Annotated in this window: 17 protein-coding genes and 1 tRNA gene; 7 read left to right on the top strand and 11 right to left on the bottom strand. The window is 72.3% G+C overall.

The window, feature by feature from the left end; genetic code table 11:
* Positions 1-40 precede the first annotated feature (40 nt).
* Both fxsT and fxsA read right to left on the bottom strand, forming a co-directional pair.
* Complete coding sequence (gene fxsT / locus AC07F0_RS07755; RefSeq protein ID WP_478975582.1) at positions 41-3,667, bottom strand: FxSxx-COOH system tetratricopeptide repeat protein; 3,627 nt, start codon at positions 3,665-3,667, stop codon at positions 41-43.
* A gap of 123 nt (positions 3,668-3,790) precedes the next feature.
* Positions 3,791-3,985 carry an FxSxx-COOH cyclophane-containing RiPP peptide gene (fxsA, locus tag AC07F0_RS07750; RefSeq protein WP_478975579.1) on the bottom strand — a complete coding sequence of 65 codons (195 nt, stop codon included), beginning with the start codon at positions 3,983-3,985 and terminating at the stop codon, positions 3,791-3,793.
* A gap of 259 nt (positions 3,986-4,244) precedes the next feature.
* Here fxsA and AC07F0_RS07745 point away from each other — a divergent pair, with 259 nt between their 5' ends.
* On the top strand, positions 4,245-5,477 hold the full coding sequence (locus AC07F0_RS07745) for an FxsB family cyclophane-forming radical SAM/SPASM peptide maturase (protein WP_478975576.1): 1,233 nt from the start codon (positions 4,245-4,247) through the stop codon (positions 5,475-5,477).
* On the top strand, positions 5,474-6,838 hold the full coding sequence (locus AC07F0_RS07740; RefSeq protein WP_478975573.1) for an HEXXH motif domain-containing protein: 1,365 nt from the start codon (positions 5,474-5,476) through the stop codon (positions 6,836-6,838). Before AC07F0_RS07745 ends, AC07F0_RS07740 begins: the two co-directional genes overlap by 4 nt.
* 98 nt (positions 6,839-6,936) lie before the next feature.
* On the opposite strand, the gene AC07F0_RS07735 is transcribed toward AC07F0_RS07740, so the two are convergent.
* Both AC07F0_RS07735 and AC07F0_RS07730 read right to left on the bottom strand, forming a co-directional pair.
* Positions 6,937-7,010, bottom strand: a tRNA-Pro gene (locus AC07F0_RS07735).
* A 617-nt stretch (positions 7,011-7,627) separates the two neighbouring features.
* The gene (locus tag AC07F0_RS07730; protein ID WP_478975570.1) at positions 7,628-8,623 is read right to left on the bottom strand and encodes a LacI family DNA-binding transcriptional regulator; all 996 of its coding nucleotides are present in this window, start codon (positions 8,621-8,623) and stop codon (positions 7,628-7,630) included.
* A 111-nt stretch (positions 8,624-8,734) separates the two neighbouring features.
* On the opposite strand from AC07F0_RS07730, the gene AC07F0_RS07725 reads away from it, so the two are divergent.
* On the top strand, positions 8,735-9,898 hold the full coding sequence (locus tag AC07F0_RS07725; RefSeq protein WP_436727167.1) for a Gfo/Idh/MocA family protein: 1,164 nt from the start codon (positions 8,735-8,737) through the stop codon (positions 9,896-9,898).
* Between the two features lie 3 nt (positions 9,899-9,901).
* Here AC07F0_RS07725 and AC07F0_RS07720 read toward each other — a convergent pair whose 3' ends face one another.
* Together AC07F0_RS07720 and AC07F0_RS07715 are read right to left on the bottom strand one after the other, a co-directional pair.
* Complete coding sequence (locus AC07F0_RS07720) at positions 9,902-10,513, bottom strand: TMEM175 family protein (protein WP_478975567.1); 612 nt, start codon at positions 10,511-10,513, stop codon at positions 9,902-9,904.
* Positions 10,514-10,587: 74 nt separating this feature from the next.
* On the bottom strand, positions 10,588-11,622 hold the full coding sequence (locus AC07F0_RS07715) for a LacI family DNA-binding transcriptional regulator (protein ID WP_436727169.1): 1,035 nt from the start codon (positions 11,620-11,622) through the stop codon (positions 10,588-10,590).
* 108 nt (positions 11,623-11,730) lie between these two features.
* Between AC07F0_RS07715 and AC07F0_RS07710 the strand changes: the two genes are divergently transcribed.
* The 4 genes from AC07F0_RS07710 to AC07F0_RS07695 all read left to right on the top strand — a co-directional run bounded on the left by AC07F0_RS07710 (position 11,731) and on the right by AC07F0_RS07695 (position 15,802).
* A complete protein-coding gene (locus AC07F0_RS07710) occupies positions 11,731-12,888 on the top strand; it encodes a phytanoyl-CoA dioxygenase family protein (protein ID WP_478975564.1) in 1,158 nt (385 codons plus the stop codon).
* Positions 12,889-12,896: 8 nt separating this feature from the next.
* Complete coding sequence (locus AC07F0_RS07705; RefSeq protein WP_478975561.1) at positions 12,897-13,673, top strand: SDR family oxidoreductase; 777 nt, start codon at positions 12,897-12,899, stop codon at positions 13,671-13,673.
* A 111-nt stretch (positions 13,674-13,784) separates the two neighbouring features.
* Positions 13,785-14,789 (top strand): Gfo/Idh/MocA family protein, encoded by a 1,005-nt coding sequence (locus AC07F0_RS07700; protein WP_478975558.1) that lies wholly within the window; start codon positions 13,785-13,787, stop codon positions 14,787-14,789.
* On the top strand, positions 14,786-15,802 hold the full coding sequence (locus AC07F0_RS07695) for a Gfo/Idh/MocA family protein (RefSeq protein WP_478975555.1): 1,017 nt from the start codon (positions 14,786-14,788) through the stop codon (positions 15,800-15,802). Before AC07F0_RS07700 ends, AC07F0_RS07695 begins: the two co-directional genes overlap by 4 nt.
* Positions 15,803-15,850: 48 nt before the next feature.
* Here AC07F0_RS07695 and AC07F0_RS07690 read toward each other — a convergent pair whose 3' ends face one another.
* Genes AC07F0_RS07690 through AC07F0_RS07670 form a run of 5 tightly spaced genes read right to left on the bottom strand, consistent with a single transcriptional unit; the run spans position 15,851 to position 20,805 of the window.
* Positions 15,851-16,870, bottom strand: coding sequence for a Gfo/Idh/MocA family protein (locus tag AC07F0_RS07690; protein WP_478975552.1), 1,020 nt, complete (start codon positions 16,868-16,870; stop codon positions 15,851-15,853).
* A gap of 18 nt (positions 16,871-16,888) precedes the next feature.
* Positions 16,889-17,791: a sugar phosphate isomerase/epimerase family protein gene (locus AC07F0_RS07685; RefSeq protein WP_193507310.1), complete on the bottom strand. Its 903-nt coding sequence runs from the start codon at positions 17,789-17,791 to the stop codon at positions 16,889-16,891.
* A gap of 1 nt (position 17,792) precedes the next feature.
* Positions 17,793-18,704: an ATP-binding cassette domain-containing protein gene (locus AC07F0_RS07680; RefSeq protein ID WP_466096229.1), complete on the bottom strand. Its 912-nt coding sequence runs from the start codon at positions 18,702-18,704 to the stop codon at positions 17,793-17,795.
* 5 nt (positions 18,705-18,709) lie between these two features.
* A complete protein-coding gene (locus AC07F0_RS07675) occupies positions 18,710-19,786 on the bottom strand; it encodes an ABC transporter permease (RefSeq protein WP_436727176.1) in 1,077 nt (358 codons plus the stop codon).
* Complete coding sequence (locus AC07F0_RS07670) at positions 19,786-20,805, bottom strand: sugar ABC transporter substrate-binding protein (protein ID WP_466096230.1); 1,020 nt, start codon at positions 20,803-20,805, stop codon at positions 19,786-19,788. The genes AC07F0_RS07675 and AC07F0_RS07670 overlap by 1 nt, the downstream gene beginning before the upstream one ends.
* Between the last annotated feature and the right edge of the window lie 291 nt (positions 20,806-21,096).

Here is a 21,096-nt window from a genome sequence, read left to right as displayed (position 1 = left end):
AACGCCGCTCCTTCTTCCACGGAGATCCATCAGAAGCCCCCTAGATGCCGGGCAGTTCCAGATCGATGTCGAAGTCCCTGGCCGGTGGGGTGGATCCGGTCGTCCGGGAGGTGAGCCAGGTGTGGTGGGCACTCACCCGCCGCCCGTCGGGCCGATGCCCCATGTCCAGGTCCCGCAAACGGCGCAGGGCGCGCTCGGCGAGTGCGACGGCCTCCTCCGTCCGCCCGGCCGCGGCGAGGGTGGCCGCGAGGGAGTTCTCCGCGGCGGACACCCAGGGGTGGCTGTCGCCGAGCCGGTCCTGAAGGAGGTTGAGCGCGGCCCTGCCGGCGGCCTCGGCCTCCTCGACGGCGCCCGTGGCCCGCAGGTACACCGCGTGCCGGATCCCGGCCAGTCCGGCGTAGGGGTGCCAGGCGCCGAGCGTGCTCTCCAGGGCGCGGCTGCACTGGCGGGCCTCGTGTTCGGCCTCGTCGTGCTTGCCGAGCGCGTGCAGGTCGGCCGCCAGGCTGAAACGGCAGCGGACGGTCTCGAGCTGGTCGGCGCCGAACCGGCTGGTGGACTCGGCGAGCACCCGCCGGTCGCGCTCCAGGGCCTTCTCGTAGCCGTAGACGGTCTCGTGCGAGCGGGCGGAGTTGTAGGTGATGCGCCGTTCGCTGATGGCCAGGCCGCGTTCGATGCCCAGCCGGGTGCCGGTGGGGACGTCGCCGTGCCGGTGCAGCCACTGCCGCAGCAGGTCCTGGGACTCCGCGTCGCGGCCCAGGGTCCGGTAGACCCAGGCGAGCAGGTCGGCGAACTGCCAGACGACCGGGTCGTCCTCGCCGCCGACGGCCTGCCGGTAGCGGAGCCGGGCGAGGAGCCGGGCCAGTGCGTCGGGGGCCCGTCCGCTCAGCGCCTCGGTGAACGCGAGGTTGTGCTCGGCCTGTACGGACGCGCTGTGCTGCGGGCCGAGCAGCAGCGTCAGGCCCTCCAGCACGGGCCGGGCCTGGAACAGCGCGTCGGAGAACCTGCCGAGGGAGCGCAGGACGGCGCCGTAGGAGTCGGCGGACAGCAGCGTTCTCGGGTGCAGCGGACCCAGCAGTCGGCGGTGGCCGCGCAGGGCCTGTTCGGCCAGTTGACGGGCCTGCTCGTAGGCGCCTTCGAGGCGGTGGGCGCGGGCCGTGAGGTTGAGCAGGCGCAGGTACTCCGGTGACGGGTCGTCGCCCTCCGGGTACCAGGCCCGCTGCGCGCGCTCGGAGATGTCGAGCATGCGGGCCCGGTCGGCGGTCTCGCCGCGCTGGCTCAGGGCGTTGAGGTGGCGCAGCAGGGACCGCCGGACGCGGGGCCGGTGGTCCTCCCACAGCCGCAGGGAGTACACCTCGCGCGCCCAGTCGGCGGGCAGGTCACGGTTCTCGTCCGGGGTGAACTCGGCGAGGGTGCCGCGCAGCACGTGCTCGATGTGGGCGCGCTCTGCCGGTTCCATGCCGGCGCGGACGGCGTCCCGTACGGCGTGGTGCTGTCCGAGGGGCTGCTCGGTGCGGTCGAAGTCGACGTCCAGGAGTCCGACCCGGGACAGGGCCCACAGGGCGACGCTCACCATGTGCTCGTCGGGCAGCCGCGTGTCGGCCGGGTTCCGTGGCGCGCCCGGGTTCCGGGCCCTCGTACCGTCGTGGGCCAGCTCCGCGAGGATGCGTCTCGACCGCAGGAGTTCCAGCCCCATGCCGCGCCCGGTGAGCAGGGACGCCGCGTTCAGCAGCCAGCCGAGGGCGTCGCTGGTGCGGCTCTCGGCGCGCCAGGCTGCGGCGCCCGGCGTGTGCAGCACCGTCTGCCGGGCCACCTTCACCATGACCGTCACGGGCGGCGCCGCGCTCTCGCGTTCGAGCAGGGCCTGCTGGGCGGTGCGGTACTCGGCCAGGAGATGGGCGACGGCCGCCCGGGCGGCGGCCCTCTCGCTCATGCTGTCGTCGCGCCGGTGTGCCGCGGCGCGCTCGGCGAGACAGAGGGCGGCGATGCGCACGGCGAGCGGGACGAAGCCCACGACCTGTCCGACGTGCTCGGCCTGGTCCTCGTCGATCTCCGGGAGCTGCTCCGCCAGGACGGCCCGGCATTCTCCGGGCGACATGGGCGGCAGGGCGAAGGCCGCCATGCCGCCCGTGGCCGGGGCGGTGCGGCTGGTGATCAGTACGTGCCCGCGTGCGTGCGGGGTGGGCAGCAACTCCCGCAGCCCGTCGGGGCTTTCGGCTCCGTCGTAGACGAGCAGCCAGCTCTGGGTGTCGGTGCGGGAGAGGTGCTCGAACAGCTCCGGGGAGGCGCCGTCGCCCGTCGTGACCAGGTCCAGCCGGCCGGCGAGCCGGTTCAGGCCGCGGCGGGCGCGCGGGATCTCCCAGGAGCGCACCCACCAGACGACGTCGTAGGCCGAGCCGAAACGGTGGCACAGCTCCCGGACGGTCTCGCTCTTGCCCCAGCCGCTCGCGGCGTGCACGACCAGCGGGGTGCGGTCCCGGCCGGCCGTGTGCAGTTCCTCCAGGAGAGTACCGAGGACGTCGTCCCGGCCGACGAAACCGCTGTAGCGGGGGGCCACGTTGGTCACGGCGGGCAGGCGCGGGAACCGTGGGCCGGGGTGGCCGTCCGCCGGGGGCGGGGTGCTGAGGCCGAGTCCGGACCACAGCCGCCGCACGGCCTCGTCCTCGTCGGTCCCGCGCAGGTCGATGCGCTCGTGGTGGGCGGCCCCCGGGTCCGGGAAGGGCTCGTCGGCCAGCACGATCCGGACGTCGGGGTGGGACAGCGCGGCGAGCTGCGCCAGCGCGGCGTGGTCCATGTCCGCCGGGGAGAGGAACAGCAGGGCCGTGCCGGGGGCCGGCCGGTCGCCGGAGTAGGCGTCCTGGGCGCGCAGTTCGGTGCGGATGCCGCCGCGCCGGAACTGGTCCTCCAGCCAGGCCGCCCAGGGGGCGTGCCGCTGGGAGTGGACGATGGTGACCCGGCTGAGCGGCACCGGCCGCCGGTTGCGCAGCCAGTCGGCGAGCCGCTCGTAGTAGGGGCGCAGACCGGTCACGGAGCCTTCCGGCTCGCTCTCCACGGCGAGCTGCCGGGTGTCCAGGTAGAGCGGGTTGTACGGGATCTCCAGGAAGGCGAGCTCGGCCGTGCCGGAGGTGCGTGTGAGGGGGCCGAACTTGCGGCGGACCCGTTCGCGGGCGCCGCGCAGCCGGTCGTGCGACTCGACGTTGCTCTTCAGGCCGAGGGCCATGAGGCGTACGGGCCGGCCGGAGCGGCCGCCGCTCATCTGCTCGGCCAGGGCGGCGGCGCCGTCGATGGACCAGGCCGTCATGGCGAAGCAGAGCACCAGCGAGTCGGCCAGCGAGCCGAGCCTGCCCTCGGGCGGCGCGCCGGGCGCGTCGGGCAGCGGCGCCTCGACGAGGACATGGTCGTAGCGCAGTGCGGCGGGGTCCGAGGCGAGGGCGAGGAGGGACGCCGCGTCCGGGCGTGCCACGAGGGCGGTCCGTCCGGGCTCGGGCTCGGGCGTCGATGTGTTCTCCGGTGTGCCCGGGGCGCGGCCGTCCACGATCAGGACGCTGCGGTTGCCCGCGGCCAGCAGGTCGGCGACGTTGCGCACGGTCGTGCTGACGCCGAGGTTCTCCGCGGTGGAGCAGAAGAGGGCGAACCGTCCCGGGCGGTCGGCTGCGTGGGGGTCGGGCATGGCCACTCCGCTTCGACGGCAGGTGCTGGACGGTGGAGCACGACAGTCAGGGACGGTCAGTATAAGGCGGGTTGCCCCTGATCAGGCGGTTTCGCGCTAGGGGGTGTCCGCACGCGGAGCCGGTCACTGGCTCTCGCTGAACCCGGTCACGAAGGGGTCGCCCGGGGTACGCCCCGTCCGCAGCCGGCGCAGGGTCTCCCCGAGCACCGAGGACGGCAGCGCGGCGACGTCGTCCAGCGGCACGCCGGTGAGGTCGAGCACGACGGACTCCAGGGTCGCCTCGCCCTGCTCGGCACCCGCTTCCTCGAGCTCTGCCATGGCCCCATCCTCCGCGGTGCCCCACGGACCGCCGTACGCGGCGGTCCCGCACGCCTGCGCGTCCGTGTCCGGGGACGTCGTGTCCAGTGTTGACGTCCCCACGGGGCGGCCCGGGAAAACGGCTACTTTCGGGCGGGGGCGGCCCGGACGACGGAATCTCGATGTTGACGGTCTGTCACCGGCGCCGAATACTGAGCCCAATGGCGTGGGCCGGCCGGACGGGCACCGGGCCGGTCGGCATGCGAACCGGGGGGTACGTATGAATCGACTGCGCCATGCGGAGCCACCGTGGCCGGTCGCGGCCGATGTCGCGGCGCGGGAAGCGGCCGGATGGACGCCCACTGCGTTCCACTCCTTCGTGCTGAAGGTGCACAGCCGCTGCGACCTCGCCTGCCGGTACTGCTACATGTACCGCTCGCACGACAGCAGTTGGCGCGAACAGCCGCGCACCATGGCACCGGAGACACTGGACCGCACGGCTGAGCGCATCGCCGAGCACCTGGCGGCGCACGGGACACGCGAGGCCGGGGTGGTGCTGCACGGGGGCGAGCCGCTGCTCGCCGGGGAGGCCGCCGTCGGCCGGGCCGCCTCGGTCCTGCGCGCCGCGGCCGGTCCGGGCGTACGGCTGCACCTCGCGCTCCAGACCAACGGCGTGCGGCTGACCGAACGCTGGCTCGACCTGTGCGCCGCCCACGGCATCCGGATCTCGGTCAGCCTGGACGGCGACCGCGCCGCACACGACCGGAACCGCCGGGGCGCCGACGGGCGCGGCAGCCACGCCCGGGTCGCCGCCGCCCTGCACCGGCTGGCCGACGGACCCCATCGCGAGCTGTTCGCGGGCCTGTTGTGCACCATCGACCTCGGCAACGACCCGGTGCGCGCTTACGAGCACCTGCTGACGTACCGCCCGCCCGCGGTGGACTTCCTGCTGCCGCAGGGCAACTGGCACACTCCCCCGCCAGGACTGCGGCCCGGACTGCCGGGCGCACCGTACGCCGACTGGCTGTGGCGGGTGTTCGAGCGGTGGTACGGGGCCCCGCGGCGGGAGACCCGGGTGCGGCTGCTCGAGGACATGATGACGCTGCTGCTCGGCGGCGCCCCGGAGACGGAGGCGCTGGGCCTGGCGCCGGTGCGGTACGCCGTGGTGGAGACGGACGGCGCGCTCGCCCAGGACGACACGCTGCGTACCGCCTACGCCGGCGCCGCGCGGACCGGCCTCCATGTCGAGCGTGACTCCTTCGACGCGCTGCTGCGCCATCCTGGCGTCGCGGCCCGCCAGTGGGGCGCCGACGGTCTCTCCGCGCAGTGCCGGGGCTGCCGGCTGCTGCGGGTGTGCGGCGGCGGCCACTACGCCAACCGCTACCGGCCCGCCACCGGGTTCGCCAACCCCAGCGTCTACTGCGCCGACCTGGCCACACTGATCGGGCGGGTCAGGGAGCGGCTCGCCGGGGACCTGGAACGGCTGCGCAGCGCCCCGGCGGAAGCGGCATGAGCCCCGTGCCGATCCGTGTGCCCGGCAGGCTCTTCACCGCACTCGCGACGGGCGGCGGCGGGGCCGAGGCACTGGAACTGCTCGCCCGTGCCGAGTACAGCCGCCGCCTGGCCTGCGCGCACGCGGTCACGGAGGCCGCCCGTGAGATCGGCGGCGGCGTGGGCGAGGCGGCCGGGCAGGCCTGGGAGCTCCTCGCGGCCGCCCATCGGGCCGATCCCCGGGCGGTGTCGGCGGTCCTCACCCATCCGTCGACGGGCACGGCGCTGACGGGCCTGCTGGCCCGGCTGGACCGTGTCGTCGAGGGCGCGTCCGGGCAGGTGGGTGAGCCGCCGGTCCACTGGTTCAGCTCCCTCGCCGCGGCGGCGGCGGTCCGCGCGGGCGTGTCCGCACAGGTGCGTTGGCCCCTGACGACGGATCAGGTCTTCCTGCCCTCGCTAGGCGGCGTCCGCTTCTCCGGCGCCGGGCCCGGTGACCTGGCCGAGGTGGAGACCGATGCCGCCGGCGGGGCCCGGATCGGAGTGGCGGGGCGGGGCTCCGTTCCCGGCCCTGTGCCCGTGCCGAAGGTGCCGTACGCGCCGTCGGGACGGTGGCGGGCGGCGCACCGGCTCGTCGTGCTGGACACCGGCGCGCCCCTGCTCCTGGACGATGTGGACCCGCTGCGCTTCCCCGGCGTGCCCGAGCGGCCGCTGGGTCTGACGGCGGACGATCTGCGCTGGTGGGAGGCCACGGCCCGGGAGGCCTGCCGGCTGCTGCGGGACCACCACCCGGGGACGTTCGCCGAACTCGCCGCCGGCCCGCGCACCTTGGTGCCCCTCGGCCGCACGGGCAGCTTCAGCGGCAGCAGCGCGGACGCGTTCGGCTCCATGGCGCTGTCCCGGCCGCGCACCGGCCGCGCTCTCGCCCTGTCCCTCGCCCACGAGTTGCAGCACAGCAAGTTCGCCGCCGTCCTGCACCTCTTCGACCTGTTCGAGCCCAGCGGCGAGGAGCGGTACTACGCGCCCTGGCGCCCGGACCCCCGGCCTCTGATCGGACTGTTCCACGGGGCGTACGCGCACCTGGGGGTGGCACAGTTCTGGAACCGGCACCGGGCCGTGGAACAGGACCCCGAGGAACTCGCCCGGGCGCACGCCCAGTTCGCCCGTTGGCGGGCGGGCGCCCGGGAGGCCACGGAGGTCCTGCTGTCCTCGGGCCGCCTCACGGCACTGGGGCGGCACTTCGCGGAGACGATGCTGCGCACGCTCGACGCCCTGTGCCGGCTCCCGGTACCCGCCGAGGCCGGCCGCCGGGGCCTGGCCCTGGCCGCCGAGCACCGGGTGGAGTGGGTGCGCAGGAACGGGGCGCCGGAGGCGCAGCTCATCTGACGCACGCGGGCTGGGGGCTCGGTCCGGCTCCGCAGGGAACGGCCGAGAGGCCGTACCGGATAGTTCCGGTACGGCCTCTCGGTCTGCCGCCTCACACGTCGGGACGACAGGATTTGAACCTGCGACCCCTTGACCCCCAGTCAAGTGCGCTACCAAGCTGCGCCACGTCCCGATGCGGCTCGCGCGGGGTGACCCGCGTGATCGCGCAGGTCAACCCTACCGCATCCGCACCCCTGACCCTCGTGGGCGTCACACGGGGCGTGACCGCGGTGCGGCGTGAGGTTCGCGTACGCGCCGAGGGGACTCCCCCCGGCATCCAGGACGGCCTCGTCGCCTCCCCCGCGCCGGCGGCCGAGATGCGCCCCGGTCCAGCCGGCGAGGCCGGCCGTCGACACGGCGACGGCGAGTACGGCCCACCAGGGCAGTTCCGCCTTGGTCGCGTGTCCGGCGCAGGACGCGAGGGCGAGGAGCCCCGTGACGGCACCTCCGGTCGTTTCGGCTCGCCGGACACGCCGGTCCCGCGCGTCATCCACCCTTTGCTCCCCCTTCGCCCTAGGATGCCCACGAGCCTCACCCCGTGGGCATATGCCGCAAACAATACGCTAAGTCAACGGGTGCATCGGACCAGGGCATAGAGGTCGAGACGGACACCGTGGGCCGATTCCCCGCTCAATGGGCGCCGGTGAGATCCCGCCCCGCCCTCTCCCCCACCGCCCGGCGCGCACCGCGTACGGCGGCCAGGCCGATGAAGACCATGGAGTGCGTGGAGGTTTCGCAAGGCGTGCGGGACTACGACGGCCGCGCCGTCGTCCCCCGGATCTCCAGTGTCGGGGCCGCCAGATGGATCCGTCCCTCTCCCCCGGGCCGCTCGAAGCGGTCGAGGAGGAAGCGGGCGGCGCGGCGGCCGACCTCGTGGCCGGCGTTGTCGACGGTGGTGAGCCACAGGTGGCGCAGCCTGGAGATGCTCGTGTTGTCGTAGCCGACGACGGACACGTCGTGCGGGACGCGCAGGCCCAGTTCCTCCGCCGCCGAGAGGGCGCCGACGCAGGTGATGTCGTTGACGGCGAAGACCGCGGTGGGGCGGTCGGCACGACTGAGGAGGCGGACGGTGGCGCGGTAGCCCCCCTCCTCGGTCATGTCGCCGGTCTCGACGACGGCCCGGTCCGCCAGCCCGTGCGCCCGCATCGTCGCCTCGAAGCTGCGGCGGCGGAGTTCACCGACGGCTCCGTAGCCCGCGAGGTGCGCGATGCGGCGGTGGCCGAGGCCGATGAGGTGCTCGGTGACCAGCCGGGCGCCCTGCTCGTCGTCGCCGGCGACCTGGTCCACCCCGGGCGGCACGGGCTCGCGGGCGCCGGCCAGGACGACCGGCATCCGCTCGGCGACCGCACGGAGGGCCGCCGGGTCGGGCAGGGTGCCGACCACGACCAGGCCGTCGACGCGGTCGAGGAGCGGGTCGGCCGGATCCTGGCCGGTGCGGCGGTTGAGGCGGGCGTCGGCGAGCAGCATCTGCAGGCCGCCTGCGTGCAGGAGCGAGTTCAGGCCGTCGAGGAGGTCCACGAACCAGGGGTTGCGCAGGTCGTTCAGGAGGACGCCGACCGTGCGGGTGCGCTGCTCGCTGAGGCTGCGCGCGGCGGCGTTGGGCCGGTAGCCGAGCTCCTGGGCGGCCCGGAGGACGGCCTGGCGCTTCTCGGGGCGTACCTGGTCGGAGCCGCGCAGCACCAGGGAGACCAGCGACTTGGAGACGCCGGCCCGTTCGGCTACATCGCGGATCGTCGGCGGTCTCATGACATGGACCGTTCCATGCGGGTCGTGGCCTTGTCAAAGGGTTGACAGCGACGGGAAACCGCGCCCAGGGTGGGCTGGACAGGTTCTGGAACGGTCCAAAGAGGGGCTCTCATGGTGGACACGCTCGGCGTCGCCGTCGTCGGTTTCGGCTGGATGGGGCGGGTGCACACCCAGGCGTACGCGCGCGTGCGGCACCACTACCCGCAGCTGCCCCTCGTTCCGGAGCTGGTCACGGTCGCCGAGGAGGTGCCGGGCCGGGCGGCGGAGGCCGCCGCGCAGTTCGGGTTCGCGTCGACCACGCGGGACTGGCGCGAGGTGGTCGCCGACCCGCGGGTGCGGGCGGTGAGCATCACCGCGCCGAACTTCCTGCACCGCGAGATCGGCGTCGCCATGGCGGAGGCGGGCAAGCACATCTGGATCGAGAAGCCGGTCGGTCTGACCACCGAGGACGCCCGTGCGGTGGCGGACGCGGTGGCCGAGGCCGGTGTGCAGGGCACCGTTGGCTTCAACTACCGCAACGCGCCCGCCGTCGAGGCGGCCCGCGAGCTGATCGCCTCGGGCGAGATCGGCACGGTCACGCATGTCCGCATCCGGCTGTTCAGCGACTACGCCGCCCATCCCGAGGGCGCGCTGACGTGGCGGTACGAGCGGGAGCGGGGCGGCAGTGGCGTGCTGGGCGACCTCGCCTCGCACGGCGCGGACCTGGCCCGTCATCTGCTGGGCGACATCGCGTCCCTGACGGCGGACACGGCGATCTTCCTGCCGGAGCGGGCCCGTCCCACCGGGGCGACCGCGGGCCACAGCCGCGCCTCGGGCGGCGAGCTCGGCCCGGTGGAGAACGAGGACTACGTCAGCTGCCTGCTGCGCTTCGCCTCCGGGGCGCGCGGCGTGCTGGAGGCCTGCCGGGTCTCGGTCGGCGAGCAGAACAACTACGGCTTCGAGGTGCACGGCACCAAGGGCGCGGTGTTCTGGGACTTCCGCCGCATGAACGAGCTGGGGATCAGCCGGGGCACGACGTACCAGGACCAGGCCGTGACGACGGTGTACGTCGGCCCGGGCCACGGCGAGTTCGCCGCGTTCCAGCCCGGCGCGGCGAACGCCATGGGGTACGACGACCTGAAGGTCATCGAGGCGTACCGGTTCCTCCGGTCGGTCGCCGAGGGCACCCCGCACGGGGCGACCCTCGCCGATGCCGTACGCAGTGCGGCCGCCCTGGACGCGATGGCGCGGTCGGCGTCGAGCGGCGCCTGGGCGGACGTGTCCGTGGGGGCCTGACGTTCAGCCGGCCTTCTCGAGGCGGCGGCCCAGGACGAACCTCACCGGGACGAGGACGAGCCACAGCCACATGGCGTGGCCCCCGGCCACCAGGGCCAGCGGGACGGTCACGGCGAACACCACCACCAGCGTGGCGCTCTCGAGGAGGTAGGGCGTGCTGCCCGTGTCGGAGGAGGTGCCGTCGCGCAGCCATGGGCGCTTGGCCAGGACGGCGGCCACTGCCAGATGGCAGGCGGCGAGCGCGGCGACCGCCGCCGCGTAGACGGCGACCGACACGGGCTCGTCGCCGTACTCCGCGAGCAGCCTGGTCGGGAAGGGCACCAGGGCCGCGACACCCAGGCCGGCGAGGGACAGGATGATCACCTGTCCGTCGACCTCCCGTACGTCACGGAAGATCCTGCGGTGGTCGTGCCAGAAACTGCCGAGCACCGCGACGCTGAGCGCGTAGGCGCCGAGGTCCGGGAGCAGCCGGCGCAGGGCCTCGTGGTACCGGTCCGCGTCCAGTTCCCGCGGGACGTAGAGGTCCAGGACCAGCAGCGTGATGGCGATGGCGAACACGCCGTCGGCGAGCGTCAGCAACCGGTCCGGCCCGCCGTCCGGGCGTGAGGTCCACATGAGGACGACCGTAGGGGCCGTGGCGCACCGCGCTCCGGATACACGCCGGGCCCCGCTCCCGCCACCGTCCCGGCTCACACGGCCGTCGCCTGCGGGGGCATGTTGTACGGCGTCACCACCTGGATCGCCGACGGCAGCGAGGGACCGGCCGGCGGCAGCGCCCCGTGTGCCCGCATGACGGTGTGGCAGGCCTCGCGCACGTCCTGGCGCAGGTCGTGGTGGAGCACCGCGGACAGGCGGTGCGCTCGCAGCAGCCGGGTGTTGTCGTGGTCGAGGTCGTGCGCGACGAACACGGCGCACTCGCGGCCGAGGTCGTCGAAGGCCTGCAGCGTGGCGATGTTGCCGCCGCCGATCGAGTACACCGCGCGGATGTCCGGGTCGCGTTCCAGAGCGGCCCGGACGAGGTCGTACTGGGTGGCGTCCAGCCCCTGCCCCTCGGCGATCTCGACCAGCGTGCGCTCGGGGTGCCGGGCCCGCATGGCGCTGCGGAAGCCCATCTCGCGCTCCTCCTCGTTGCGGAAGAAACCGCTGCTGAGGCTGGTCAGGATGTTGCCCGGGCGCGCCCCCAGCCACTGGCCCGTCAGATAGGCGGCCGTCGCGCCCGCCGCCCGGTCGTCGATGCCGACGTAGGCGAGGCGGGCACTGGCGGGCAGGTCGGTCACCAGGGTCACGACCGGGATGCCGGCGGCCGCGAGACGGCCGACGGCGGCGGTGACCTCGGGGACGTCCGGGGCCTTGAGGATCACGCCCTGCGAGCCGCGCCGGGCGATCCGGTCCAGGATCCGCACCAGCTCCCCGACCGGGCCGGTCTCGCGGAAGTGGAAGCGGGAGCGCAGCACCGCCGGGTGCAGGGACGGCAGCTCGGCCTCCAGGGCGGCGCGGATCGCGGTGGTGAAGCGCTCGGGCGCCTGCATCACGATGTCGACCATGAACGTCCGGCCGACGAGCCGGACCTGGGTGCGCTGGCGGTCCAGGTCGGCGATGGCCTGGCGCACCTCCCGGGCCGTGCTCTCCCGCACCCCTCCCCTGCCGTTCAGGACCCGGTCGACGGTCGCCTCGCTCAGGCCCGCCTGACGTGCGATCTCCCGGATCGGGAAGGGGTGGCCCATGCTCCGGCTCCTTGAGGGGTTTTTGATGGCTCACTGCTGGTTGTTCGAGGGGTTTGTACTGACAAGAATGACAGGGCTGCGTCGCTCCGTGACCCCGAAGGGACGACGATGTCCTTCACTTCCGTACACCGCCGCGCCTGGCTGTCCGAGCAGGACTGCGACCTCGACGCGTTCCGCGCGCTGGTCGAGCAGGCGACCGATCCCGCCGACTATCCGCACGCCTCCGCCGTGGAGCGGAACGTACTGATCTACGACACCGGCCTGCTCGAAGGCGACCGGGTGGTCCAGGCCGAGCTGGTGCGGGCGCTCGCCGACGGGCCCGGCATCGTCGTCTTCCGCGGCGCCTTTCCCGACCCGGAGGTCGTGGACCGGACCACCGCCGTGTTCGGCTGCCTGATCGCCGAGCAGCGCGCCTCGGGCGCGACGGCCGGTGACCACTTCGCGAAGCCGGGCGCCAACGACCGGGTGTGGAACGCGCTGGAGAAGATGGCCCTGTACGACGCGGAGGTGTTCTGCGACTACTACGCCAACGACGTCCTCGCCCTCGTGGCGACGGCCTGGCTGGGTCCCGGCTACCAGGTCACCTCGCAGCTCAACGTGGTCAACCCGGGCGGCGCCGCCCAGGCCCCGCACCGCGACTACCATCTGGGCTTCCTGTCCGACGAGGCCGCCGCCGCCTACCCCGGGCACGTGCACCGCCTCTCCCCCGTGCTGACCCTCCAGGGCGCGGTCGCGCACTGCGACATGCCGGTGGAGTCCGGGCCGACGATGTACCTGCCGCACTCGCAGAAGTACGAGGCGGGGTATCTCGCCTGGCGGCGCCCGGAGTTCCGGGCGTACTTCGAGGCGCACCAGATGCAGCTGCCGCTCGCGAAGGGCGACGCGGTCTTCTTCAACCCGGCGCTCTTCCACGCCGCCGGCACCAACCGCTCGGCGGACATCCGGCGCATGGCCAACCTGTTGCAGGTGTCGTCCGCGTTCGGGCGCGCGATGGAGACGGTGGACCGCGAGGCCGTGGCGAACGCGGTGTACCCCGTGCTGCTGAAGCGGAAGGCCGAGGGCGCGAGCGACGCGTGGCTGGCCAACGTCATCGCGGCGAGCGCCGAGGGCTACCCCTTCCCGACCAACCTCGACAGCGACCCGCCGGTCGACGGCCTGGCCCCGCCCTCGCAGGCGGACCTCGTACGGCGGGCCCTGTACGAGGGGTGGTCCCCGGAGGCGCTCCGGGCGGAGCTGCGGGCCGGTACCGCACGGCGGGAGAGCTGAGGAACCTCGTGGGACTTCTCGACGACAAGATCGTCCTGGTCAACGGCGGCACTCAGGGTGTCGGCGCCGCCATCGCGTGGGCCGCGGTCCGCGAGAGTGCGGTCGTGGCCGTCACCGGGCGGCGCCCCGGGCCCGGTGAGGCCCTGGTGGCGGAGCTGACCGCCGCCGGCGGCAAGGCCCTGTACGTGCGGGCCGACCTGTCGGACGCGGAGCAGGCGAAGGCCTCCGTGGCCCGGGTCGTGGAGGCGTACGGCCGCGTCGACTGCCTCGTGAACTCCGCCGGGCTGACCTCACGGGGGACGCTGCTGGACACCACGCCCGAGTTGTTCGACCAGCACATCGCGATCAACCTCAAGGGGCCGTTCTTCGCGATGCAGGCGGCGGTCGCGGACATGGTGGCGCGTCAGGCGCCCGGCACGATCGTCAACATCATCACGTCGTCGGCGCACGGCGGGCAGCCGTTTCTTGCCCCGTACGTCGCTGCGAAGGCCGGCCTGATCGGGCTGACTCGTAACGCCGCGCACGCGCATCGGTGGGACCGGATCCGGATCAACGGGCTGAACATCGGCTGGACGGCGACGGAAGGCGAGGACGCCACGCAGCGCGTGTTCCACGGCGCGGGGGATGGCTGGCGTGAGGTCGCTGCTGCCCGGTTGCCCATGGGCAAGTTGGGCCAGCCGGATGAGATCGCCGAGTTCGTTGTGTTTCTGCTGTCGGAGCGGTCCGGGGTGGTTACCGGGTCGGTTATTGATTGGGATCAGAACGTGTTGGGCGGACTCGACTGAGGATTTGCCGCGCTTTGTCGTTGGTCGTGTGCGGCGCCGTTGTGGCTGGTCGCGCAGTTCCCCGCGCCCCTTCGGGGGCGCATCACACCCTGCAACAAGGAGCAACACCCCATGCGTATCGGAATTCTCGGGCTCGGCCGTATCGGTGCCTTTCACGCCGAGACTCTCTCCGGGCTCGACGTCGTCGAGTCCCTCGTCGTCACCGACCCGTTCGCGGACGCCGCCAAGGCAGCCGCCGAGCGGTTCGGTGCCGAGGTCGTGGACTCGCCGGAGGCCCTGCTGGCCGCCGGCGTGGACGGCATCGTCGTCGCGGCCGCCACGGACGCCCACCCCGCGCTGATCCTTGCCGGGGTCGAGGCCGGTATCCCGGTCTTCTGCGAGAAGCCCGTCGCCAGGACCATGAGCGAGGGCGTCGAGGTGCTGAAGGCCGTCCAGGGCAAGGGCGTGCCGATCCAGATCGGCTACAACCGCCGTTTCGACGCCGGTTTCGTCAACGCCCGCGCCGCCGTGCGGAGCGGGGAGCTCGGCACGCTGCACACGGTCCGCTCGACCACGCTGGACCCGGCGCCGCCGCCCGCCGCGTACATCGCCGCCTCCGGCGGCATCTTCCGCGACTGCTCGGTGCACGACTTCGACATCATCCGCTGGGTGACGGGCCGCGAGGTGACCGAGGTGTACGCCGTGGGCGGCAACCGCGGTGCCGACTTCATCAAGGAGGCCGGTGACGCCGACACCACCGGCGCGATCCTCACCCTGGACGACGGCACCATCGCGGTCGTCTCCAACTCCCGCCACAACGCCCGAGGTTATGACGTCCGCATGGAGATCCACGGCTTCACGGACTCCATCGCCGTCGGCCTGGAGGACAAGCTGCCGCTGCGCTCGGTCGAACCGGGCGTGACCTTCCCGGCGGGCACTCCGCACGACTTCTTCATGGACCGCTTCACCGAGGCCTACCGTGCCGAACTGACCGCGTTCACCGAGGTCGTCGCCGGCACCCGCCCCTCCCCCTGCACGATCGAGGACGCCCTGGAGGCGGGCTGGATCGCCGACGCGTGCACACTGTCGCTGCACGAGCACCGTCCCGTGACGATCGAGGAGGTACGGCAGGCATGAGCGAGAAGGGCCGGGAACCACTGCGCATAGGAGTGCTGGGAGCCGCGCGGATCACCGAGCGGTCCCTGATCGACCCGGCCCGGGCGACCGGCCACCGCCTCGTCGCGGTGGCCGCCCGTGACCGCGACCGAGCCGAGGCGTTCGCCGCGGAGCACGACGTGGAGCGGGTGGCGGGTTCGTACGCCGAACTGGTGGCCGATCCCGAGGTCGACGTCGTCTACAACCCGCTCGCCAACGGTCTGCACGGCCCGTGGAACCTGGCCGCCCTCGCGGCGGGCAAGCACGTGCTGTCGGAGAAGCCGTCGGCGAGCAACGCGCGGGAGGCGGCGGAGGTGCGGGAAGCCGCCGGGAAGGCCGGGACGGTCTTCATGGAGGCCTTCCACTACCTCTTCCACCCGGTCACCCGCCGCCTGCACGAGCTGCTGGACTCCGGTGAGCTCGGCGAACTGCGGCACGTGGAGGCGATGGTGGCCATCGCCGCCCCGCCGGACACCGACCCGCGCTGGTCGCTCCCGCTGGCCGGCGGCGCCCTGATGGACCTGGGCTGCTACAGCCTGCACGCGCTGCGCATGCTCGCCCCCTGGGCGGGTGGCGCACCCCGCCTGGCCGGGGCACGGGGCGAAGAGCGCGCGGGTGCGCCCGGGGTCGACGAGTGGCTGGACGCCGAGGTGGAGTTTCCCGGCGGTGCGACGGGCTCGGCCCGCTGCCACATGGCGTACGAGGGGCTGGACATGAGCATCCGGATCACCGGCTCCCGGGGCGAGGCCACGGCTCCGAACTTCGTGCTGCCGCAGATGGACGACCGGATCGTGGTCCGCACCCCGGAGGGCGAGCGCACGGAGCGCCTCGGGACGCGCTCGTCGTACACGTACCAGCTGGAGGCGTTCGCGGCCTGCGTGCGTGACGGTGCGGCGCTGCCCCTGGGCGCGGACGACGCGGTGACGACGATGGAGCTCATCGACGACTGTTACCGGGCGGCCGGGTTCGAGCCCCGCCCCCGTACCAGGGTCTGAGGACACGCCGAGCGGGCCGGGGGTGCGCCCCCGGCCCGCTCGGCCCGTTCACGTGTACAGCGCGGGTTTCTCGACCAGTTCGACCTCGACCCGGCCGCCGTCCTCCATCGCCCGTACCCCCGCCTCGCACACCGCGGCGGCGGCGTAGCCGTCCCAGACGCTCGGGCCGGTCACCTCGCCGCGGCGGGTGGCGTCGACCCACGTCTGGACCTCCCGGTCGTAGGCCGTTTCGAAGCGTTCGGTCCAGTCCTGGGCGATGGTGCCGCCCCAGCGGCCGGCCATGTTGGTGACCAGGGCGTGGCCGTCGCCGATGCGGGCGGTGCCGCGTTCGCAGACCACCTCGGCCTGCACCTGGTAACCGAAGCCGCAGTTGACGAAGATCTCCACGTCGCTGAGGGCGCCGCCGTCGGTCTCGAAGACGACGAACTGCGGATCGCGCAGCCCGTCGGGGGCGTTGGCGGACGGCGCCGGGCGCAGCACCGTGACCGCCGTGATCTCGTGGTCGAGCAGCCAGCGGGTCGCGTCCGCCTCGTGGGCGACCGAGTCGCTGATGAGCATGGAGCTGGTGAAGAAGGGCGGGCTGGCGACGTTGCGGTGCCGGTTGTGCACCATCAGGGGACGACCCAGCTGCCCCGTGGTCAGCAGCGCCTTCAGCTTCGCGTACTCGGGGTCGTAGCGGCGCATGAAGCCGACCTGGACACGGCGGTGGCCAAGGCGCAGTTCGGCTTCGAGGACGCGCAGGGCGGAGGCCGCGTCGGGGGTGAGCGGCTTCTCGCACAGGACGGGCAGATCGCGCTCGAAGGCGGCGAGCAGTGTGGCCTCGTGGGCCGGGCCCGGGGAAGCGATCAGGACGGCGTCGACGTCGGCGGCCGCCAGCGCGGCGGCCGGGTCGGTGTGGGCGGCACAGCCGTCGACGCGTGCGGCGACGGCCTTCGCGCGCTCCGCGTCGACGTCGGCGACGGCGACCACCCGTGCTCCGCTGATGACTTCGTGGATGCGGCGCACATGGTCCGCGCCCATCCTTCCGGTACCGATGACCGCGACTCCCAGAGTGGCGCGCTCAGCCATGGCCGTCCTTTCGGGTCGTCAGGCGCCGCAGGACCTCAGGAACTTGCGGGTGCGCACCGCGATCGGCAGCGGCTTGTCCGGCTCGCAGGGGTACATGTCCTGCTCGACGATGGCGAACAGGTCCACGCCCAGCTTCTGGGCGGCCGTGAGAACCGGGCCCAGCTCCGGGACACCGGCGGGCGGTTCGCACATCACACCGCGCGCCACGGCGGGTCCGAACGGGACCTCGTTCTTGACCACGTCGGCGAGGATGTCCGGGTCGACCTGCTTGAGGTGCAGGTAGCCGATGCGCTCGCCGTACGTCTCGATCAGCTTGACGCTGTCGCCGCCGCAGTAGGCGTAGTGCCCGGTGTCCAGGCAGAGGTTGACCGCGTCGGAGTCGGTGGAGTCGAGGAACTGCTCGACGTGCTCCTCGGTGTCGATGTGGGTGTCGGCGTGCGGGTGGACGACGATGTCCAGACCGTACTTGTCCTTCACCTCACGGCCGAGGCGCTCCATGCCCGTGGTGAGGTTGCGCCACTGCTCGGTGGTGAGCTCCGGGGGCTCCAGGATCTCGGCGGTCTTGTCGTCCCGCCAGAAGGACGGGATGACGACCAGGTGCTTCGCGTCCATGGCCTGGGTGAGGGCGGCGACGCGGCTGACCTGCTCCCAGGTGGAGTCCCACTCGGACGGGCCGCGGTGCAGACCGCAGAAGATCGTGCCGGCGGAGACCTTCAGGTTCCGCTTGGTCACCTCGTCGGTGAGCCGGGCCGGGTCGGTCGGCAGGTAGCCGTACGGGCCGAGTTCGATCCACGAGTAGCCGGCCTCGGCGACCTCGTCGAGGAAGCGTTCCCAGGGCACCTGCTGGGGGTCGTCGGGGAACCATACGCCCCAGGAGTCGGGGGCCGAGCCGACCCGGATGCGGTCGAGCGCGAGGGCCATGTCAGGACTTTCCTTCCGAAGACGTGGCTACGGGGGCGGTGAGGTCTCCCGCCTCGGGGAGCTCCTCGACGTCGACGCCGCGGACCTGCGCCAACTCGTGCTTGAGGGAGGCCAGTTCGGTGCCACCGGCCATGTGGTTGGTCAGCTCCTCGAGGCTGACCTCGCTGCGGGAGGCGGACAGTTCCATGGTGCCCAGGCGCAGCACGCTGAAGTGGTCGCCGACCATGTAGGCGTGGTGCGGGTTGTGGGTGATGAAGATGACGCCCAGGCCCTTCTCGCGGGCGGCGGCGATGTACTTCAGCACCACACCGGACTGCTTGACGCCGAGGGCGGCGGTCGGCTCGTCCAGGATGAGGACGCGGGCACCGAAGTAGACGGCGCGGGCGATCGCGACGCACTGGCGCTGGCCACCGGACAGGGTGCCGATGGGCTGCTCCATGTCGTCGAGGACGATGCCCATGTTGCGCAGTTCCTCGTCCGCGGTCTTCTTCATCCTCTCGATGTCGAGACGGCGGACCGGCCAGGGGCCCTTGGTCATCTCGGAGCCGAGGAAGAAGTTGCGCCACACCGGCATCAGCGGGACGACCGCGAGGTCCTGGTACACCGTGGCGATGCCCTTGTCGAGGGCCTCGCGCGGGGTGGAGAAGCGCACCGGTTCGCCGTCGACGAGGAACTCGCCCTCGGTGTGCTGGTGCAGACCAGAGATGATCTTGATGAGGGTGGACTTGCCTGCGCCGTTGTCGCCGAGGACGCAGGTGACCTGGTTGGGGAAGACCTTCAGGTCGACGCCGTGCAGGGCGCGGATGTTGCCGTAGGACTTGCCCGCACCGCGGAGTTCGACGAGGGCTCGGTCCTCCGCGGGCGGCGTGTCCTTCAGGACGGCCCCGTGGGTGCCGGTTTCGTTGCTGGTCATTGCGGTCACCTCCGGGTCGCCGTGCGCTGGACCCACAGATTGATGAGGACGGCGCCGAGGAGCATCACGCCGAGGAAGGCCTTGAACCAGTCCGGGTTCCAGCCGGCGTAGACGATGCCCTGCTGCACCATGCCGAACATGAAGGCGCCGAAGACCGGGCCGATCGCGGAGCCGTAGCCACCGGTCAGCAGACAGCCGCCGATGACGGCCGCGGCGATGTAGATGAGCTCCTGGCCCACGCCCTCGCCGGACTGCACGGTGTTGAAGGAGAACAGCTGGTGCATGCCGACGAACCAGGCGCCGAACCCGACCAGCATGAACAGGGAGATCTTGGTGAAGGTCACCGGGACACCGACGGCCCGCGCGGAGTGCTTGTTGCCGCCGACCGCGAAGATCCAGTTGCCGTACTTGGTGCGCAGCAGCACCCAGGTGGCCAGGGCCGCGAAGACCAGCCACCACACGACGGTGATCTTGACGTTGACGCCACCGACCTCGAACGTCGAGGCGAAGATCTTCTGCGCCTGGGTGAAGCCGTCCATGTCGCTGATGTCGTCGGTGGCGACGTTGCCGGTGACCAGCTTGGTCACGGCGAGGTTCACGCCCTGGAGGATCAGGAAGGTGCCGAGGGTGACCAGGAAGCTGGGCAACCCGGTCTTGACCAGCATCCAGCCGTTGAACGCGCCGATCGCGAGCGACACGAGGAGGGCGACGATCACGCCCACCCAGACGTTCATGGTCAGCTGGTAGCTCAGCATCGACGCGGTGAGCGCCGAGGTGACCACGGCGACACCGGCCGACAGGTCGAACTCGCCGCCGATCATCAGCAGCGCCACGGGCAGCGCCATGATCCCGATGGTCGACGACTGGTACAGGATGTTGGCCATCGAGCTGCCGTCGCGCACCGGCGGTGCCGCGAACAGGAAGAACACGAGCACGGCGACGGCGCCGAGGAAGACGCCGACCTCGGGCCGGGCGAGCAGCCGCAGCGCCAGGGGGCGCTGCCGCGTCCGGCCGTCGGACTGCTTCTGGCCGGGGGCCGGCGGTGTGTCCACCGCCGGCGTGGCCTGCTGGGTCATGCTCATCACCGGGTGCCCTTCGCGGCGAACTCCCCGATCTTGTCGACGTTGGACTTGTCGACGAAGGCCGGGCCGGTCAGCACGGGCTGCTCGCCGCCGCCGCTGTAGTTGCCGTTGTTCTTGTAGAGCCACAGGCCGTCGACGGCCAGGTAGCCCTGGAGGTAGGGCTGCTGGTCGACGGCGAACTGGATGGAGTCGTCCTTGATGCCCTTGATGAGGTCCTTGTTGAGGTCGAAGGTGGCGACCTTCGCCTTGCTGCCGGCGTCGCCGACGGACTGCACCGCGGTCAGCGCGAAGGGGGCGCCGAGCGTGACGACGTAGTCGATGGACGGGTCCTGCTTCAGCTTGGCGGTGATCGTCGACTTCACGGAGGGCATGTCGGTGCCGTTGACGTTCTGGGTGTCGAGCTTGCCCTCGAAGGTCTTCTCGACGCCGTCGCAGCGCTGGGTCAGGCCGACGTTGCCCTGCTCCTGCACGACACAGAGGGCGTGCTTGGCGCCGACGTCGTTGAGCTTCTTGCCGAAGGCCTCGCCGGCCACGGACTCGTCCTGGCCGAAGAACTCCAGCAGGTTGAGCTTCTTCCAGTCGCTGAGGCCGGAGTTGAGTCCGACCACGGGTATGCCGGCCTTCTCGGCCTTGCCTATGACGCCCTTGAGGGCGTCCGGCTTGGCGAGGGTGACGGCGATGCCGTCGACCTTCTGGTCGATCGCGTTCTGGACCAGGTTGGCCTGGTTGCCCGCGTTCGGGTCGGCGGAGTAGACGAGCTTGATGTTGTCCTTGGCGGCGGCGGCCTCGGCGCCCTTGCGCACGGTGTCCCAGAAGGTGTCACCGGGCGCCTGGTGCGTGACCAGGGCGACGGTCATACGGGGCGTGGTCGCCTTGCCGGCGGAGGCGTTCGCGGCGCCTTCCTCGGACTTCTTGCCCCCGGAACTGCTGGAGCAGCCGGCGAGGGTCAGGGCCGCCGCCGCGGCAACGGCGACTACGGGCGCGATCCTGCGGGAGCGGGGGTGAGAAGAGCGGTCCATCTTTCCTGGCACCTCACTGTGCTACTGCGGGGGAAAGGGGAGGGATCACGAGGGATCCGTGGTCCCGGAGCCTTACGGAGTCCGGATCATGATGCCGCAAACAGATTGTTGCGATGCCACGGGATACAAGTCCTTGCCGCGCCCGCTGTCAATACTTTGTTAAGACATCATTTCACAAGCAGGTCCGAATGTAAGTACAAACTATTGACAGGGCCGTCCTCCGCCGCCTACACCTGTAGGGCGGCAGGTCCCAGGTCATCCACGCCCCACGGTGTCAGGACGGCCCCGGCC

The organism is Streptomyces sp. NPDC045955 (assembly GCF_056430805.1).
This window is presented reverse-complemented; position numbering and strand designations above follow the sequence as displayed.